The sequence below is a fragment of the Streptomyces sp. NPDC034086 genome (assembly GCF_055575515.1).
Genome location: NZ_JBVISM010000013.1, coordinates 1 through 15967, shown reverse-complemented (window position 1 = coordinate 15967; position 15967 = coordinate 1). Strand labels below are relative to the sequence as shown.

At 74.6% G+C, this 15967-nt stretch carries 15 protein-coding genes; 6 read left to right on the top strand and 9 right to left on the bottom strand.

What is annotated here, in order from left to right; genetic code table 11:
- Positions 1-54: 54 nt before the first annotated feature.
- A complete protein-coding gene (locus ACZ514_RS25175) occupies positions 55-1146 on the top strand; it encodes an amidohydrolase family protein (RefSeq protein WP_468171324.1) in 1092 nt (363 codons plus the stop codon).
- A 45-nt stretch (positions 1147-1191) separates the two neighbouring features.
- On the opposite strand, the gene ACZ514_RS25170 is transcribed toward ACZ514_RS25175, so the two are convergent.
- From ACZ514_RS25170 to ACZ514_RS25155, 4 genes are all read right to left on the bottom strand, one after another.
- Complete coding sequence (locus ACZ514_RS25170) at positions 1192-2376, bottom strand: thiolase C-terminal domain-containing protein (RefSeq protein ID WP_468171327.1); 1185 nt, start codon at positions 2374-2376, stop codon at positions 1192-1194.
- A gap of 59 nt (positions 2377-2435) precedes the next feature.
- A complete protein-coding gene (locus ACZ514_RS25165; RefSeq protein ID WP_469125730.1) occupies positions 2436-4601 on the bottom strand; it encodes an acyl-CoA dehydrogenase in 2166 nt (721 codons plus the stop codon).
- Positions 4602-4726: 125 nt separating this feature from the next.
- A complete protein-coding gene (locus ACZ514_RS25160; protein WP_469125729.1) occupies positions 4727-5689 on the bottom strand; it encodes a serine/threonine-protein kinase in 963 nt (320 codons plus the stop codon).
- Positions 5581-6432 (bottom strand): serine/threonine-protein kinase, encoded by an 852-nt coding sequence (locus tag ACZ514_RS25155; RefSeq protein WP_469125728.1) that lies wholly within the window; start codon positions 6430-6432, stop codon positions 5581-5583. The genes ACZ514_RS25160 and ACZ514_RS25155 overlap by 109 nt, the downstream gene beginning before the upstream one ends.
- A gap of 284 nt (positions 6433-6716) precedes the next feature.
- Between ACZ514_RS25155 and ACZ514_RS25150 the strand changes: the two genes are divergently transcribed.
- The 4 genes from ACZ514_RS25150 to ACZ514_RS25135 all read left to right on the top strand — a co-directional run bounded on the left by ACZ514_RS25150 (position 6717) and on the right by ACZ514_RS25135 (position 10499).
- Positions 6717-7304: a class I SAM-dependent methyltransferase gene (locus tag ACZ514_RS25150; RefSeq protein ID WP_468171570.1), complete on the top strand. Its 588-nt coding sequence runs from the start codon at positions 6717-6719 to the stop codon at positions 7302-7304.
- A gap of 146 nt (positions 7305-7450) precedes the next feature.
- Positions 7451-8437: an N-acetylmuramoyl-L-alanine amidase gene (locus ACZ514_RS25145; RefSeq protein ID WP_468699600.1), complete on the top strand. Its 987-nt coding sequence runs from the start codon at positions 7451-7453 to the stop codon at positions 8435-8437.
- 116 nt (positions 8438-8553) lie between these two features.
- On the top strand, positions 8554-9345 hold the full coding sequence (locus ACZ514_RS25140) for a DUF5336 domain-containing protein (RefSeq protein WP_469125727.1): 792 nt from the start codon (positions 8554-8556) through the stop codon (positions 9343-9345).
- A 143-nt stretch (positions 9346-9488) separates the two neighbouring features.
- The gene (locus ACZ514_RS25135) at positions 9489-10499 is read left to right on the top strand and encodes an LLM class F420-dependent oxidoreductase (RefSeq protein ID WP_469125726.1); all 1011 of its coding nucleotides are present in this window, start codon (positions 9489-9491) and stop codon (positions 10497-10499) included.
- A gap of 7 nt (positions 10500-10506) precedes the next feature.
- On the opposite strand, the gene ACZ514_RS25130 is transcribed toward ACZ514_RS25135, so the two are convergent.
- The 5 genes from ACZ514_RS25130 to ACZ514_RS25110 form a co-directional block, all read right to left on the bottom strand.
- Positions 10507-10893: a hypothetical protein gene (locus ACZ514_RS25130; protein ID WP_468171345.1), complete on the bottom strand. Its 387-nt coding sequence runs from the start codon at positions 10891-10893 to the stop codon at positions 10507-10509.
- A 26-nt stretch (positions 10894-10919) separates the two neighbouring features.
- Positions 10920-11492: a hypothetical protein gene (locus ACZ514_RS25125; protein WP_468171573.1), complete on the bottom strand. Its 573-nt coding sequence runs from the start codon at positions 11490-11492 to the stop codon at positions 10920-10922.
- Positions 11493-11654: 162 nt separating this feature from the next.
- A complete protein-coding gene (locus ACZ514_RS25120; protein ID WP_468171348.1) occupies positions 11655-12743 on the bottom strand; it encodes a prenyltransferase/squalene oxidase repeat-containing protein in 1089 nt (362 codons plus the stop codon).
- Positions 12740-13483, bottom strand: coding sequence for a class I SAM-dependent methyltransferase (locus tag ACZ514_RS25115; protein ID WP_388936019.1), 744 nt, complete (start codon positions 13481-13483; stop codon positions 12740-12742). Before ACZ514_RS25115 ends, ACZ514_RS25120 begins: the two co-directional genes overlap by 4 nt.
- 151 nt (positions 13484-13634) lie before the next feature.
- The gene (locus ACZ514_RS25110; protein ID WP_468171351.1) at positions 13635-14945 is read right to left on the bottom strand and encodes a glycosyltransferase family 4 protein; all 1311 of its coding nucleotides are present in this window, start codon (positions 14943-14945) and stop codon (positions 13635-13637) included.
- A 227-nt stretch (positions 14946-15172) separates the two neighbouring features.
- On the opposite strand from ACZ514_RS25110, the gene ACZ514_RS25105 reads away from it, so the two are divergent.
- Complete coding sequence (locus ACZ514_RS25105) at positions 15173-15841, top strand: TetR family transcriptional regulator (RefSeq protein ID WP_469125725.1); 669 nt, start codon at positions 15173-15175, stop codon at positions 15839-15841.
- The last annotated feature ends 126 nt before the right edge of the window (positions 15842-15967 follow it).

The window sequence follows — 15967 nt, the reverse complement described above, 5'->3', positions numbered from 1 at the left end:
CCGCGATCCCGTTCCGCGGTTCCGTTCCGCGGCCCGAAGAGAGGGAATGCGCCCATGCCGGAATACGGCGCCGGCGGTTTCGCCGCCAGTGGAGCAGCAGGGCTCGCCCCCGCGGCCGCGGAGGACGACGGCAGCCGGGCGGTGATCGACGTCCACCACCACTTCTGCGCCCCGGCCTGGCGGGAATGGGGTGAGGCGCGGGGGCTGGTGGATCCGCGGGCGCTGCCGCCGTGGGCCCGCTGGGACGCGGAGTCCGCGCTGGCGCTCATGGACCGGGCGGGGATCGCCACCGCCGTGCTCAAGCCGATGCTGCCCGCCCGGTACGAGAGCTCCGCGCAGCTGCGGGAGGCCGTCACCGTGACGCTGCGGGCGGCGGTGGAGGCCGCCGAGGCGCATCCGGGGCGGTTCTTCTTCCACACCCCGCTCTTCCTGGACGACCTGGAGGTCTCCTCCTGGGCGCTGCGCCACGGGCTCGACGAGCTGGGCGCGGTGGGGGTGAACGTCACCGCCAACTACGGCGGGGTGTACCTGGGGGACCCCGTGTACGACGGGATCTTCGCCGAACTGGACGAGCGGGCCGCCGTGGTGGACACCCACCCGCACAACCTCCCGGCCGTCCCGCCGGGCCCGCCCCCCGGCGCGGGCGGACCCGGCGCGGGTGCCCGGCCGGGGGCCGGGGGGCCGCCGGGGGCCACCGTGCCGGGGCTGCCGAACTTCCTGTGCGACTTCCTCCTCGACACCACCCGCGCCGCCGCCAACATGATCCGCAACCGGACCCTCGACCGTTTCCCGAACCTGTCGGTGGTCCTGCCGCACGGCGGCGGCTTCCTCCCGCACATCGCGACCCGGCTGGAGGCCTTCGCGGGCTCCTTCGACCCTCCGGTGGAGCCCGCGGCGGTCCGGGACCACCTGCACCGCTTCTACTACGACACCGCCGGCCCGATGTCCCCGGCCGGGACCCTGCTGGCCACCGTGGACCCGGCCCGGATCCTCTTCGGCAGCGACTGGCCCGCCTGTCCCGCCGCCATGGTCGCGGACATCGCCGTACCCGCGCTCGCCGCGGACCCGGCCCTGACGCCCTCGCTGCGCCGCGCGATCAACCGGGAGAACGCGCTGCGCCTGATGCCGCGGCTCGTGCCCGCGTAGGGCCGTGACCGGCGGGGCGGTCCGCACGCACTCCGGCGGCGGGGTTCACCTGCGCAGCAGGGTCACCACCGCCGCGCCGCCCAGCCCGATGTTGTGCGCCAGCCCGACCCGGGCGCCGGGGACCTGGCGGGCGCCCGCCTCGCCGCGCAGCTGCCACACCAGCTCCGCCGCCTGCGCGAGCCCCGTCGCCCCGAGCGGGTGCCCCTTGGAGATCAGGCCGCCCGAGGGGTTGACCACCCACCGCCCGCCGTAGGTGGTGGCACCGCTCTGGACGAGCTCGCCGGAGGCACCGTCGGCGCACATGCCGAGCGCCTCGTACGTCAGCAGTTCGTTCACCGAGAAGCAGTCGTGCAGCTCGACGACGTCGACGTCCTCGATGCCGAGCCCGGAGGCCTCGTACACCCGGCGGCCCGCGGCGGCCGTCATGGGTTTGCCGACGACGTCGATGCAGGAGCCGCCGAAGCTCTCCGCGGTGTCCGTGGCCATCGCCTGGGCGACGATCTCGACGGCCTTGTGGTGCAGTCCGTGCGCGACGACGAACCGCTCCGAGACGACGAGGGCGGCCGCGGCCCCGTCGGAGGTGGGAGAGCACTGGAGCTTGGTCAGCGGGGCGTGGACGGTCTTGGCCGCGAGGACCTCCTCGACCGTGTACACGTCCTGGAACTGCGCGTTCGGGTTGTCCGCGGAGTGCCGGTGGTTCTTGGCGCCGACCGCCGCGAGCTGGGCGGGCGTGGTGCCGTACCGCTCCATGTGCTCGCGGGCCGCGTTCCCGAAGATCTGCGCGGTGGGCGGGGACGTCTCGAAGCCGTGCGCGGCCGCCATGATCCCGTAGTGCCGGGCCACCGGCGAGGCGGCGAAGTCACCGCCGTCGGCGCCGCCGCCGAGCGCGCCGCGCTTCATCTTCTCGAAGCCGACGGCGAGCACGCAGTCGGCCAGGCCGCCCTGGACGAACTGCCGCGCCATCATCAGGGCGGTGGAGCCCGTCGCGCAGTTGTTGCTGACGTTGTAGACGGGGACGCCCGTCAGGCCCAGCCCGTACACCGCCCGCTGACCGGCGGTGGAGGGCTGGAAGCAGTAGCCGGCCGGCACCTGCTCGACCAGCCCGTAGTCCACTCCGGCGTCCGCGAGCGCCGCGCCGCCGGCCTCCTCGGCCATGTCCCAGTACGGCCGGTCCCGTGACTCCGGCTTCTCGAACTTCGTCATGCCGACGCCCACGATGTACGACTTCATGCCGTTGACTCCTCGTCCGTAAGTCCGTAAGTCCGCAGGTCCGTAAGTCCGTGGGTCCGTCAGTCCCTGGGGAGGCCGAGGATCCGCTCGGCGACGACGTTGAGCTGGACCTGTGTGGTGCCCCCGGCGATGGTCAGGCAGCGGGACATGAGCATGCCGTGCACCGCCCGCTCCCCCGCGCCCTCCCGCACCGCGCCCGCCGGGCCGAGCAGCTCCAGCACCAGTTCGGCGGTGCGCTGCTGGTGGGGGGTCTGCACGAGCTTGCGTACGGACGCCCCCGCGCCCGGATCCAGACCGGACACCTGCTGGAGGGTGGTGCGCAGGCCGATGCAGGCGAGGGCGTGCGCCTCGGCGGCGAGCGCGCCGATGCGGGCCGGGTACGGGCCGTCGAGCTCGGCCGAACCGGCGATCAGCGCCTCCAGACCGGAGGCGGCGCCGGAGCCGCCCGGCCCGGGGGCGGCGCCGGAGCCCACCTGGTCGGCCATGTGGACGCGCTCGTTGCCGAGCGTGTTGCGGGCGACCTGCCACCCGCCGCCGGCCGCCCCGACCAGGGCGTCGGCCGGGAGCACGGCGTCCTCGAACCAGACCTCGTTGAAGAGGGCGTCGCCGGTGATCTCCCTGAGCGGGCGGATCTCGATGCCGGGGGTGTTCTTCATGTCGACGACGAAGTACCCGAGCCCCTTGTGCTTGGGCGCGGCGGGATCGGTCCGGGCCAGCAGGATCCCGAAGTCGGCGGTGTGCGCGGAACTCGTCCACACCTTCTGGCCGTTGACCTTCCAGGAGCCGTCGGCGGCCCGTTCGGCGCGCGTCCGCAGGGAGGCCAGGTCGGAGCCCGCGCCGGGCTCCGAGAAGAGCTGGCACCAGGCCGTGTCCCCGCGCAGGGCCGGCAGGACGTGGGCGGCGCGCTGCGCGTCGGTCCCGTAGGCGAGCAGCGAGGGCACCACCCAGGTGGCGATGCCGAGGTCGGCGAGCCTGACGCCGGCCTCCCTCAGCTCCTGCTGGACGACGAGCTGTTCGACGGGCCCGGCGCCGAGGCCGTACGGGGGCGGGAGGTGGGGGGCCGCGTACCCGGTGGGGGCCAGCACCCGGCGGGCGGCGGCCGGGTCGAGGCCGCGGGCGGCCCCGATGGCGGCGCGGGCGGCCGCCCGGTACGTCTCGGCCCCGGGCGGCAGTTCGAGGCGCAGTTCGCGCCGCGCGCCGGCCGCGGCGAGGCGCACGGCGCGGACGCGGTGGCCGTCGCCGGGGCCCAGGAGCTGGCGGGCGACGAGGGAGCGGCGCAGGTAGAGGTGGGCGTCGTGTTCCCACGTGAAGCCGATGCCGCCGAGGATCTGGACGCAGTCCTTGGCGCAGGAGTACGCGGCGTCGAGGGCGGTCGCGGCGGCGAGGGCGGTGACGAGCGAACGTACCGGCGGGGTGTCGTCCGCGCTGTTCGCGGCGTCCCAGGCGAGGGCGCGGGCCTGTTCGAGGCGGACCAGCATGTCGGCGCACAGGTGCTTGACGCCCTGGAAGCGGCCGATGGGGCTGCCGAACTGCTCGCGGGTCCTGGCGTGCCCGGCGGCGGTGTCCACCGCCCAGGCCGCGGTGCCGCAGGCGTCGGCGGCGAACAGGACGCAGGCCAGGTCCCGGACGAGGGCCGTATCGAGCTCCAGCAGCCGGCCGGGCGGGACGGTGGCGTTCCGTGCCCGGACCTCGGCGGTGGGGCGGGTGGGGTCGGCGCTCTCGTGGGTGCGGATGCCGAGCGCGGCGGCGTCGACCGCGAACCAGCGGGTGGCGCCGTCCGCGTCGGCGGCGAGGACCACCAGGTCGGCCTCGCCCGCGCCGAGCACGGGGAGCGCGTCCCCGTCCAGCCGCCACCCGCCGCCTCCGTCGGGGACGGCGGTGAGGGTGCCGGGGCCCAGGGCGACCGCCCCGGTACGGCCGCCGAGCGGCTCGGCCCCCGCCCGGTCCAGGAGTACGGAGGCCAGTGCGCTCGGCAGGAAGGGCCCGGGCAGCGCCGCCCGGGCGGCCTCCTCCACCACGACGGCCAGGTCCAGCAGGGTCCCGCCCTCCAGGTGGGGCACCGCCAGTCCGGATTCCACCAGCCCGTCCCAGTAGCCGGGCCGCTCCCCCGTCCGCGGCGGGGCGTCGAGCAGCTTGCGCACCTCCCCGGGCGGTACGGCCCGCGCCACCCAGCCGCGCACGGCGTCGGCCAGTTCCCGCTGTTCCCGCGTGATTCCGATGCCCATGCGCGGCAGAGTAGAACACGTTCCAATCTGACGGAAGGTCAGGAACGGTCTCTTCTCGGCACCCCGTGCGGCCCTCGCGGCAGCGCCCGGTGCGCTGCGGGCCGTCCCCCCACGGGTCCGGCCCCTCAGCCGGCCGGCACGGCCGCGAGGGCGGCGCGGGCGATGTCCACGGCCTCTTTCCGGCACCCGGACGGCGGGGCGGGAGACTCGCTCGCGCCGGTTTCGCCCGACCCGCCGTCATCGGCCTGGCTCGGGTCCGCATCGCCTCCGCTCCACACGTAGAGCCGGAGGTTCCCGTCGCGGACCACGAGTTCGCAGCTGTCCTTCCACAGCGACTCGTCGCCGAGGTCCACCTTCGCCTGCCGCACCGTCCTCGCGGTCCGCTCCACCGTCTGCCGCTCGGAGGCGAGCCGCTCCCGCTGTTCCTCCCGCCCCTTGCGGGCGCCGCCCTCCCCGTTGAGCTTCAGGGACCACTCCACGATCACGCGGGGCTTCCCCGCGCCGAACCAGTAGCAGCGCACCGAGGTGGTGGGACCGGCACCGCGCTCCGGCAGCACGGTCTCCAGCGTCGGCGCCGGCTCCGCCCCGGACGGCAGCGGCAGCTTGGCGGACGCGGGGTCGCAGCGGTCGAGCTTCGTGTGCACCTTCTCGCCCCACCCGCCGTCCCGCTGCCCGTACGCCCATACGCCCGCACCGGCCGCCACCAGCACGACGGCCGCCGCCAGCGGCCCGGCCACGCGGAGCGCGCGGCGCCGGGGCGGCGCGGGGGCCGGGGCGCCCACGGTGACGGGCCGCTCCTCCGGCAGGGTCACGGGGGCGGGCCGTGGATCCGGGACCCGCGCCGGCTGGGGCTGCCCCGCCGGCTCCGGTGCCGGCGCCCGCTCCCGCTCCGGTTCCGGCACCACCTCCGCCACGAGCGTCGCCGGCTGCTGCGGGCCGCCGCCCAGCAGGCGGTCGATGGCCGCGCCCTGCTCGGTGATCATGCGGTGCACCGCGGGAGGCCACGGCTGGCGGCCCGACGGGGCGACCGGGCCGAGGAGGGCGAACAGGTCCGCCGGGGACGGCCGGGCGGCGGGGTCCTTGGCCATGCACCGCTCCACGACCGCCCGCAGCCCCGCCGGGACGGCCGACAGCTCGGGCTCCGCGTGCACCACGTCGTACAGGGTCTGGAGGGTCGACGAGCCCGCGAACGGGTTGCGCCCCGTGACCGCCAGGTACAGCACCGAGCCGAGGAGAACACGTCGCTGGCCGCCGTGAGTTCGCGCCCCTCGGCCTGCTCGGGCGACATGAACGGCGGCGAGCCGATCACCAGGCCCGTGTGCGTCAGCCGGGTGTCGGCCCCGCTCTCGGCGGCCCGCGCGATGCCCAGGTCGATGACCCGGACGCCGTCCTCGGTGAGCAGGACGTTCTCGGGCTTCAGGTCCCGGTGGACCAGCCCGGCCCGGTGGATCTCCGCGAGCGCGGACGCCAGGCCGGCCGCGAGGCGGCGTACGGTCTCCTCGGGCAGCGCCCCCACCTCGGCCACGGCCGCCCCCAGCGACGGGCCGGAGACGAACACCGAGGCCAGCCAGGGGGTCGGCGCGTCCGCGTCGGACTCCATCACGGCCGCCGTGTAGGCCCCGGACACCCTCCGGGACGCGGCGACCTCCCGCCGGAAGCGGGCGCGGAAGCCCTCGTCGTCGGCGAACCGGGCGAGGACCTGTTTGACGGCGACCAGCCGCCCGTCCGGCGCGGCGCCGAGCAGCACCCGGCCCATCCCGCCCTCGCCGAGCACGCCCAGCACCTTGAACGGCCCCACGTACGACGGACCCGACGGCCCTAACGGCTCCATGCCCCTCCCGCCCTCCCCAGGTACGGGAGGGGATCATACAGAGCGGCCCGCTCCCGCCACCGGGCAAGGGCGGCGCCACGGGCCCCCGCCGGCCCGGCCGCCGCCGCCCGCGGCGCCGGGGCGGTCCCGCCGCCGTACGGCGAGGCCGCCGGACCCCCGGCATGGTGCCCTACCGGGCGGTAGGGCAGCATGGGCCGCCACAGCCGCTCATCGCCGGAGGAACCACCGTGGCCGCCACTCCCAAGCCGGAGACCCTCGCCGCTTTCGAGGCCGCCAAGGGGTTCATGCCCGTACGCGAGGGCCTCGCCCTGTACGCGGCGGCCGCCGCGGCCGCCGCGCTCGGGCTGCCGCTGCTGGAGGTCGGCACGTACTGCGGGCGTTCCACGATCCTGCTGGCCGACGCGGCCCGCGAGGCGGGCGTCCCGGCGATCACGGTCGACCACCACCGGGGCAGCGAGGAGCAGCAGCCCGGCTGGGAGTACCACGACCCGACCGTCGTGGACCCGGAGACCGGCCTGATGGACACCCTGCCGTCCTTCCGCCGCACCCTGTACCGGGCCGGTCTGGAGGAGCACGTCATCGCGGTCGTGGGCCGCTCCCCGCAGGTCGCGGCGGCCTGGGGCGGCAAGCTCGGCTTCGTCTTCATCGACGGCGGCCACACCGACGAGCACGCCACCGGCGACTACGAGGGCTGGGCCCCGCACCTCGCGGAGGGCGGCACGCTCGTGATCCACGACGTGTTCCCGGACCCGGCGGACGGCGGCCAGGCCCCGTACCGGATCTACCTGCGCGCCCTGGCCTCGGGCGCCTTCGAGGAGGTCTCGGTGACGGACTCCCTCCGCGTGCTGCGGCGTACCGGAGCCGGCGTCTAGACCGGCGTCCGGGCCCCGGGCCGACGCGTCCGGGCCCCGGGCCGACGGGAGTGCGCCCGCCCGGGATCATTGGACGACAATCACACCACGCCCCCGGATGGCCCATGGTCCGTACGCAGCCCGGGCGGGCGCTCTAGCATCGCGGCGTGCGCTACGACGAAAGCCCCCCGCTCCCCGAGTCCCGGTCCTCGATCAGCCCGGACCGGCCCTGGTTCGCGCGTCGGCCCGCCCTCACGGTGTCCCTGGCGGCGCTGGCCCCGGCCTGTCTGGCGGGCTGGGTGCTGACCCAGGTGCTGACCGGCCCGGGGCCCGACGGGCGGCAGCCCGGGGGCCCGCCCCTCACCGCCTCGCACGCCACGGGCTCGACGGACGCGAAGTCCAGCGCCTCGCCCAGCCCGGCGCGGGGTCCGGAACAGAGCCCCGCCCCGAGCCCCGGCGCCCAGGCCCCCGCCGCCAAGGGCCCGCTCGCCGGCCGGACCGTCGTCATCGACCCCGGCCACAACACGGGCAACTTCCAGCACGGCTCCGAGATCAACAAGCTGGTGGACGTCGGCACCCACCGCAAGGAGTGCGACACCACCGGCACCACCACCGACTCCGGCTACAAGGAGGCGGAGTTCTCCCTCGACGTCTCCCGCCGGGCGCGCGCGCTGCTGGAGGCCAAGGGCGTCAAGGTGGTGTTCACCCACGAGGCCGACCGCCCGTGGGGCCCCTGCATCGACGAGCGGGCCCGGATCGGCAACGAGGCGGCGGCCGACGCCGTCGTCTCCGTCCACGCCGACGGCGTCTCCGCCGGCAACCGGGGTTTCCACGTCATCCTCCCGGCCCGGGTCAAGGGCGGGGCGGCGGACACCGAGAAGATCGTCGGGCCCTCCCGCGACCTCGGTGAGCGCATCGCGCGCAACTTCGGCCGCACCACGGGCTCCGCCCCGGCCAACTACCTCGGCAGCGGTACCGGGATGGTGGTCCGCGACGACCTGGGCGGGCTCAACCTCTCGACCCGGCCCAAGGTGTTCCTCGAATGCGGCAACATGCGTGACGCCAAGGACGCGGCGCAGTTGATGAGTCCGGAGTGGCGGCAGAAGGCGGCGCAGGGCATCGCCGACGGCATCGTCGGCTTCCTGGGCGGGTAGTCCACCGGCAGTCGTCCCGGGGCGGCTCGCCGCCCCGATCCTCTCGGCCGCGCGAAGCTCCGTACCATGGGGGCGCCCGCTCCGCCCAGCCAAGACCGAGAAGGACACCCCAAGACGTGAACATCCGCTCCCTCACTCGAGGTGACGGCGTGGTGATCGGAGCAGCGGTGCTGCTGTTCATCGCCTCGTTCCTCGATTTCTACTCCGCCACCGGCCTGGACCTCCCGAGTGCGTGGGACACCGACGTCTACGGGCTGGCGCTGCCCACCATCTTCCTGACGGGGTTCATCGCCGCCGGCCTGCTGATCGGCGCCCGCTTCCTGCCCGAGGGCCGCAAGCTCGGGGGCCTGACCCTGACGGCCTGGGGCACCGTGCTGGCCGTGGCGGCGGCCTGGGCGGCACTGTGGTCGCTGATCACCAGCCCGGCGAGGGCCGACCTGGGCGCCGGCTGCATCCTCGCCTTCCTCGCCGACCTCGTACTGGCGGGCGTGGCCGTCGCCGGTGCGAAGATCCCCGCGCTGACCGGGCCGCTCGTGCCCGAGCCCCGGCCGGTCGCCCCGCAGCCGTACGGCGGCCAGCCCGGCAGCGGGTACGGCTACCCGGGCGGGCAGCAGCCCCAGGCCTACGGCGCCACCCCGCAGCCCGCCCCGCCCTACGGGGGCACCCCGGCGCCGGGCCCGCAGGACGCGCCGGCCGCCCCGGCGGCGGACTTCACGCCGTTCTGGTTCGCGGTGCCGGTGGCCCGGCCCCTGTACGGCGAGGACGGCTCCCCCGTCCCGATCGCGGAACTGGCCCCGGGCACCTGGTACCTGGCCGTCGACCAGCGCGGCCCGGCGGCACTGATCGCGCAGACCCAGGACGGCCGCCGCGGCGTCCTGAACGACACCTCCGGGATCCAGCGCGGCTGACCGCCCGCCCGGACCACGGCGTACGGCCCCCTCCCGCGCGGGGAGGGGGCCGTTCCGTACTTCCCGGCGGGGCGCGCGTGCCCTACAGTCGCCTGACGTTACCTGACGTATCGTCAGATCCGGCTTCGCGGAGGGGACCGCACATGCGCCTCGGACTCGCACTCGGCTACTGGGGCCGCGGACCCGCCCCCGCCCACCTGAGCCTCGCCACCGAGGCCGAACGCCTCGGCTACCACTCCGTGTGGACCGCCGAGGCCTGGGGCTCCGACGCCTTCACCCCGCTGACCTGGATCGCCGCCCACACCTCCCGCATCCGGCTCGGCACCGCCATCGCACAGATGGCCGCCCGCACCCCCACCGCCACCGCCATGCACGCCCTCACCCTCGACCACCTCTCCGGCGGCCGGATGATGCTCGGCCTCGGCCTGTCCGGGCCGCAGGTGGTGGAGGGCTGGTACGGGCGCCCGTTCCCCTCCAGCCCGCTCACCGCGACCCGGGAGTACGTGGACGTCGTCCGCCAGGTGCTGCGCCGCGAGGGCCCGGTCACCCTGGACGGCCGCTTCCACCACCACCCCTACCGCGGGCAGGACGGCACCGGCACCGGCAAACCCCTCACGCCCATCACCCACCCGCTGCGCGCGGACCTCCCGCTGCTGCTCGGCGCCGAGGGCCCCAAGAACATCGCCCAGACCACCCGCATCGCGGACGGCTGGCTCCCCCTCTACTGGTCACCCACCCGCACCGACGTCTACCGGGCCTCCCTGACGGACCTCCCCGACGGGTTCATGATCGCCCCGATGGCCCGCGCCCAGGTCTGCGACGACGTCGCCGAAGGGCTGCTGCCCGTCAAGGCGATGCTCGGCTTCTACATCGGCGGCATGGGCCACGCCACCCGGAACTTCCACGCCGACCTGATGGGCCGCATGGGCTACGAGGCCGAGGCCCGGCGCATCCGCGAACTGTTCCTGGAGGGACGCAGGGAGGAGGCGGTGCTCGCCGTCCCGGACGCGTTCGCCGACGAGATCTCCCTCATCGGCCCCCGCGAGCGGATCGCGGAACGCCTGGAACCATGGCGCGAGGGCCCCGTCACCGATCTGCTCGTCACGGCCCCGGACCCGCACACCCTGAGGGTGCTGGCGGAGCTCACCACCTGAGCGGCGACTACGCCTTCTCTTCCGGCACGGCCTCGAGGAGCGCGCGCAGGTCCAGCGGCATCACCGCGATCTCCATCGTCCCCCCGCCCTCCAGGGCGCAGGCCACGATCCGCGAGCCCGGGTTGATGGAGATCCCCTCCCGCACGGAGGGCACCCGGACGGCGGTGGCCCGGGCGCCGGCCAGGGGCACGGCCGGGCGCCGGGCGGGCTGCCAGCGGGCCGCGCCCCCGTCCGCGTACAGCCGGCCCGGGCGCCAGCGGCCCCCGCCCGCCGGGATCCGGGCCATGCCCGGGATCCCCGCGGGACTGCCGGCCGCCGGCCGCTGCCGGTGCCTGCGGCGCAGCAGCCAGCCCAGCCCGCCGACCGCGAGGGAGAGGAACAGGAACTCGATCACATCCGCCATTGAAACAGGCGGACGGCTCAGCCGGTCAGCTGCGAGGTGCTCGGCACCTTGTCCGTCACCACGGCGCCCGCGTTCTTGCCGGCTTCCTTGACCCCGTTGATGACGTTGTTGAAGGCGTCGATGTCGGCGTCGCCCGCCTCGCCCTTGCGGAGCTTGCTGCCCAGCCCCTTGAGGGAGTCGATGCCCGCCGTCAGCGGACCCATCGCCTTCGACAGCAGCGGGTCGCCCTTGGCGTTCTCGGCGGCCGCCTTCAGCCGGTTGTACGCGAAGGCCCCCGCGAGCCCCGCCTTGATCAGCGCGAACGTACGCCCCTTCGCGCCCTTCTGGAACTTGCCCTCGCGGTACGGCTTGACGATCCACTGGTACGTCGCCCCGGCCGCGAGCCCGGCGTTGGCGACGAACCGCGTCTTGGCGAACTTCTGCCTCTCGGCCTCGGTGCCGGGCGTCGGCGTCGCGGCGGCCAGCTCGTCGGCGGCGGCCGCGTCCGTCTCCGCCACGGCGAGGACGGCCAGCTCCGCGGCGGCCGCCGAGGAGACCTCCTCCCGCTGCCCCCGGTCGCCGCCGCTGCCGCACGCGGTGGCACCGGCCAGCAGCGCGGTGGACAGCACCACCGCCGTGACGGCTCGACGGATACGGACGGTTGCGGATACGGCCACGGTTTCCTCCGGGGACTGAGGTGTCCCCCGCAGCCTCACCCCCGGCACCCGGCCCCACCACCCGGGGGACCCGTTCGGGGGTCCCCCGCGGGGGCTTCAGCGACAGCAGTCCGGTTCCAGGCCCGCCGGCAGGGCCCGCCCGCCGAAGACCTCCCCCGTCGCCTCGTCCCCGCCCAGCGCCGCCACCGCGAGCAGCAGCGAGCCGGCCGTCCAGGTCGTCTGCTCCACCGGCCACACCGCCCGGTCCTCGAAGACGTAACCCGTCCAGTACATGCCGTTCTCGGCGCGCAGGTGCCCGATCGAGCGCAGGACCTCCAGCGCCCGGTCCGACTCGCCCATCACCCACAGGGTCAGCGCCAGCTCGCAGGACTCACCGCCCGTCACCCACGGGTTCGGCAGCACGCACCGCACCCCGAGGTCCGGGACGACGAACTCCTCCCAGCGCCGCTCGATCCGCGCCTTCGCCTCCGGGCCCGACAGCGCCCCGCCCAGGACCGGGTAGTACCAGTCCATCGAGTAGCGGTCCTTGTCCAGGAACCGCTCCGGGTGGCGGCGTATCGCGTGCGCGAGCGCGCCCGTCGCCAGCTCCCAGTCCGGCTGCGGGTCGCCCCGGTGGTCCGCGATGGCCAGCGCGCAGCGCAGCGCCTGGTGGATCGAGGAGGAACCGGTCAGCAGGGCGTCGCCGACGACGGTGCCGTCCGCCTCCCGCTTCCAGCCGATCTCGCCGCCCGGCTGCTGGAGCGCGAGGACGAACTCGACGGCCGCGAAGACCGACGGCCACATCCGGTCCAGGAAGGTGTCGTCGCCGGTGGCCAGGTAGTGGTGCCAGACGCCGACGGCTATGTACGCGACGAAATTGGACTCCCGGCTCGCGTCCTGCGGCACGGCCGTGTCCACGCCCTCGGGCCGGTCCGCGTACGCCGCGTACCAGGAGCCGTCCTGGTTCTGGTGCCGGGCCAGCCAGGCGTAGGCCCGCTCGGCCGCCTCGTGCTCTCCCGCCGTGTCCAGGGCCATCGCGGCCTCGGTGTGGTCCCACGGATCGAGGTGGTGGCCGCGGAACCACGGTATGGCCCCGTCCGCGCGCTGCGCGGCCAGGATCCCCGCCACGGTCCGCGCGGCCTGCTCGGCGGTCAGTACGCCGTCCAGGACGAGGTGTTCCGGTACGGTGCGCCCCGGCGAGCTCACTGGGCGGAGCCGGCCGCGCCGACGGGCAGGTGGGGCTTGGTCGCGTACGCCACGAAGCTCTTGCCGATGAGCGGGTTGAGGGCCTGCTCGGCGAGGCGGGTGGCCAGCGGCTTCTTCATGATGTCCCAGACCAGGAGCTTGTGGTACGCCTTGACGGGCAGCGCCTTGTCGTTGTCGACGCCGAAGGCGCACTTGAGCCACCAGTACGGGGAGTGCAGGCCGTGCGCGTGGTGGGTGCCGTACGGCTTGAGGCCCGCGGCCTCCATCTTGCCGAGCAGCTCGTCCGCCTTGTAGATGCGGATGTGGCCGCCCTCGACCTCGTGGTAGGCGTCGGACAGTGCCCAGCAGACCTTCTCCGGGCCGTAGCGCGGGACGGTGACCGCGATGCGGCCGCCCGGCTTGAGCACGCGCACCATCTCGGCGAGGACGCCCTTGTCGTCGGGGATGTGCTCCATGACCTCGGAGATGATGACGACGTCGAAGGACTCGTCCGGGAAGGGCAGGGCCAGGGCGTCGCCCTCCATGGCGGTGGCGGTGGCACCGGCCGGGGCCTCACCGGCCTCCTTCATGGCGGCGAACCACTTGGCGACCTCGCGGATCTCCTCGCCGTTGCGGTCGACGGCGACGACCTGGGCGCCGCGCCGGTAGCACTCGAAGGCGTGCCGGCCTGCGCCGCAGCCCAGATCGAGCACACGGTCGCCTGCGGCGAGCGGGAACCGGGAGAAATCGACGGTCAGCACGGGGTCCTGCCTTCGCGGTCACGGGGGTGAAGGGTGTTGCGGATGAGAGGAACTGCCGGGGGGTGCCCGGGACGCTCGACGTGGTCGGGGCGCTCCGGGCTCATGCGGGTGCTTCGGGTCTCGGTGGTGCGCTGGGGGCAGGCTCCGGAGTTCACCGGGTCCGGGCGGCGGCCGCCCGCGCGACGGCGGCTCTGTAGTGCGCGACGGTGCCCTCGGCGGCCCTGGCCCAGGTGAACCGGGTCAGGACCCGCTCGCGCCCGGCCGCCCCCAGCCGCGCGCGCAGCCCGGCGTCGCCCAGCAGCCGGCCCAGCGCGGCGGCCAGTGCCCCCGCGTCGCCGGGCGGCACGGCCAGGCACGTCTCCCCGTCGGGGCCGGACACCTCGGGGATGGCCCCGCCGGTGGTGGCGACCAGCGGCGTGCCGGTGGCCATCGCCTCGGCCGCCGGGAGCGAGAAGCCCTCGTACAGGGAGGGCACGCAGGCGACCTGGGCGCCGCGCACCAGGTCCACGAGCTCGGCGTCGGTGATGCCCTTGACGAACCGCACCGCGTCCTGGAGCCCGTACGTCTCGATCGCGCGGGCCACGGGACCGCTCTCGGCGCGCTTGCCGACGACGACGAGGTGCGCACCGGGCTGCTCGGTACGGAGCTTGGCGAGGGCCTCCACGAGGTGGACGAGTCCCTTGAGCGGGACGTCGGCGCTGGAGGTGGTCACGATCCGCCCGGGAACCTCCGGGACGGAGGGGTCCGGCGACCAGAGGTCGGTGTCCGCGCCGATGTGCACGACGTGGATGCGGTCGCCGCGCACCCCGAGGTGCTCGGCGATCTCCTGCTGGGAGGAGCCGGAGACGGTCAGCACCGACGGCAGCCGTCGGGCCACGCGGCCCTGCATGCGCGTGAACGCGTACCAGCGCCGCACGGAGGCGCGCTTCTTGCGGTCCTTCGCGGCGGCGAGGTCGAGCTTGCGGTCGACGGTGATGGGGTGGTGGATGGTGGTCACCAGGGGTGCGCCGAGATCGCCCAGCAGGCCGTAGCCGAGGGTCTGGTTGTCGTGGATGACGTCGAACTCGCCCGCGCGGGCGCGCAGGTGTCGCCGGGCGCGCAGCGAGAAGGTCAGCGGCTCGGGAAAGCCGCCGGTCCACATGGTGCCGACCTCGAGGGCGTCGATCCAGTCCCGGTACTCGTCGCGCTTGGGCGTACGGAACGGATCGGGGCTGCGGTACAGGTCCAGGCTCGGCAGCTCGGTGAGGGTGGCACCGGTGTCGAGCACTGGGTAGGGCTGGGCTCCGATGACCTCGACGGAGTGCCCGAGCTTGACGAGCTCCCGGGAGAGGTGCCGGACGTAGACGCCCTGGCCGCCGCAGAACGGGTTCCCCTTATAGGTGAGGAGTGCGATGCGCAACGGGCGGTCGCCGTCCGTGGCGGAACCCGTGAAAGGGCTCGTCACCATGGCCTCTGCGGTCACTCTCGGCCCCCTTCTCCCTGCACTTTCGCCGGAGCGTAACCGCTCGGATAATGTAGAACAAGTTTCAGACTTGATCCTCTGAAGACCATTGAATCTACCGGCCGGAAACCGCACCGTAAGAGGCGGAGCAGGTGATTCGCGCCACGGCTCGGACGCCTGACATGCTGGCCCCCGGACCATCCCGGAATCAGCCGCCGCAACGATACGGAACGCCAGGAACGGGACACATGACAGCGGAAGCGAAGGCCGTGACGCCTCCCCTGACGGAACGCCAGGAGGCGCGTCGGCGCCGCATCCTGCACGCGAGCGCGCAGCTGGCCAGCCGGGGCGGCTTCGACGCCGTGCAGATGCGGGAGGTCGCCGAGTCGTCGAACGTCGCGCTGGGCACCCTGTACCGCTACTTCCCGTCCAAGGTGCACCTGCTGGTGGCCACCATGCAGGACCAGCTCCAGCACATGCACACGACCCTGCGCAAGCGCCCCCCGGCGGGCGAGGAGCCGGCGGCCCGCGTCGCGGAAACCCTGATGCGCGCCTTCCGCGCCCTCCAGCGGGAACCGCACCTCGCGGACGCGATGGTGCGCGCCCTGACCTTCGCGGACCGGAGCGTCTCCCCCGAGGTGGACACGGTCTCGCGGCTGACGACCGCGATCATCCTGGACGCCATGGGCCTCGACGCCCCGCCGACGGCGGAACAGCTCTCGGCGGTCCGGGTCATCGAGCACACCTGGCACTCGGCCCTGATCACCTGGCTCTCGGGCCGCGCGTCGATCGCCCAGGTGAAGATCGACATCGAGACGGTGTGCCGCCTGATCGACCTGACGGGCGGGGCTGCGGGGGGTAGGGCTGCGGGTGGGGCTGCTGGTGGAGGGGTGGGCGGGGCTGCGGGAAAGGCCTGATTGTGGTGTGGGGGGTTTTGGGGGCGGGGGGTCTGCGGGGCGGTATCAGGGCTGGTTTGGGGGTTTCCCGTCAGTCCCATCGTCCTTCCGTGTCGGGCCGGTCCCTCAAGGGCGCTCCTTCGTCGC

What these genes read in the sequence shown, in the direction of transcription:
- ACZ514_RS25175 (WP_468171324.1), top strand. Translation starts at nt 55, where the DNA reads ATGCCGGAATACGGCGCCGGCGGTTTCGCCGCCAGTGGAGCAGCAGGG.
- ACZ514_RS25170 (WP_468171327.1), bottom strand. Translation starts at nt 2,376, where the DNA reads ATGAAGTCGTACATCGTGGGCGTCGGCATGACGAAGTTCGAGAAGCCG.
- ACZ514_RS25165 (WP_469125730.1), bottom strand. Translation starts at nt 4,601, where the DNA reads ATGGGCATCGGAATCACGCGGGAACAGCGGGAACTGGCCGACGCCGTG.
- ACZ514_RS25160 (WP_469125729.1), bottom strand. Translation starts at nt 5,689, where the DNA reads ATGGCCAAGGACCCCGCCGCCCGGCCGTCCCCGGCGGACCTGTTCGCC.
- ACZ514_RS25155 (WP_469125728.1), bottom strand. Translation starts at nt 6,432, where the DNA reads ATGGAGCCGTTAGGGCCGTCGGGTCCGTCGTACGTGGGGCCGTTCAAG.
- ACZ514_RS25150 (WP_468171570.1), top strand. Translation starts at nt 6,717, where the DNA reads ATGCCCGTACGCGAGGGCCTCGCCCTGTACGCGGCGGCCGCCGCGGCC.
- ACZ514_RS25135 (WP_469125726.1), top strand. Translation starts at nt 9,489, where the DNA reads ATGCGCCTCGGACTCGCACTCGGCTACTGGGGCCGCGGACCCGCCCCC.
- ACZ514_RS25105 (WP_469125725.1), top strand. Translation starts at nt 15,173, where the DNA reads ATGACAGCGGAAGCGAAGGCCGTGACGCCTCCCCTGACGGAACGCCAG.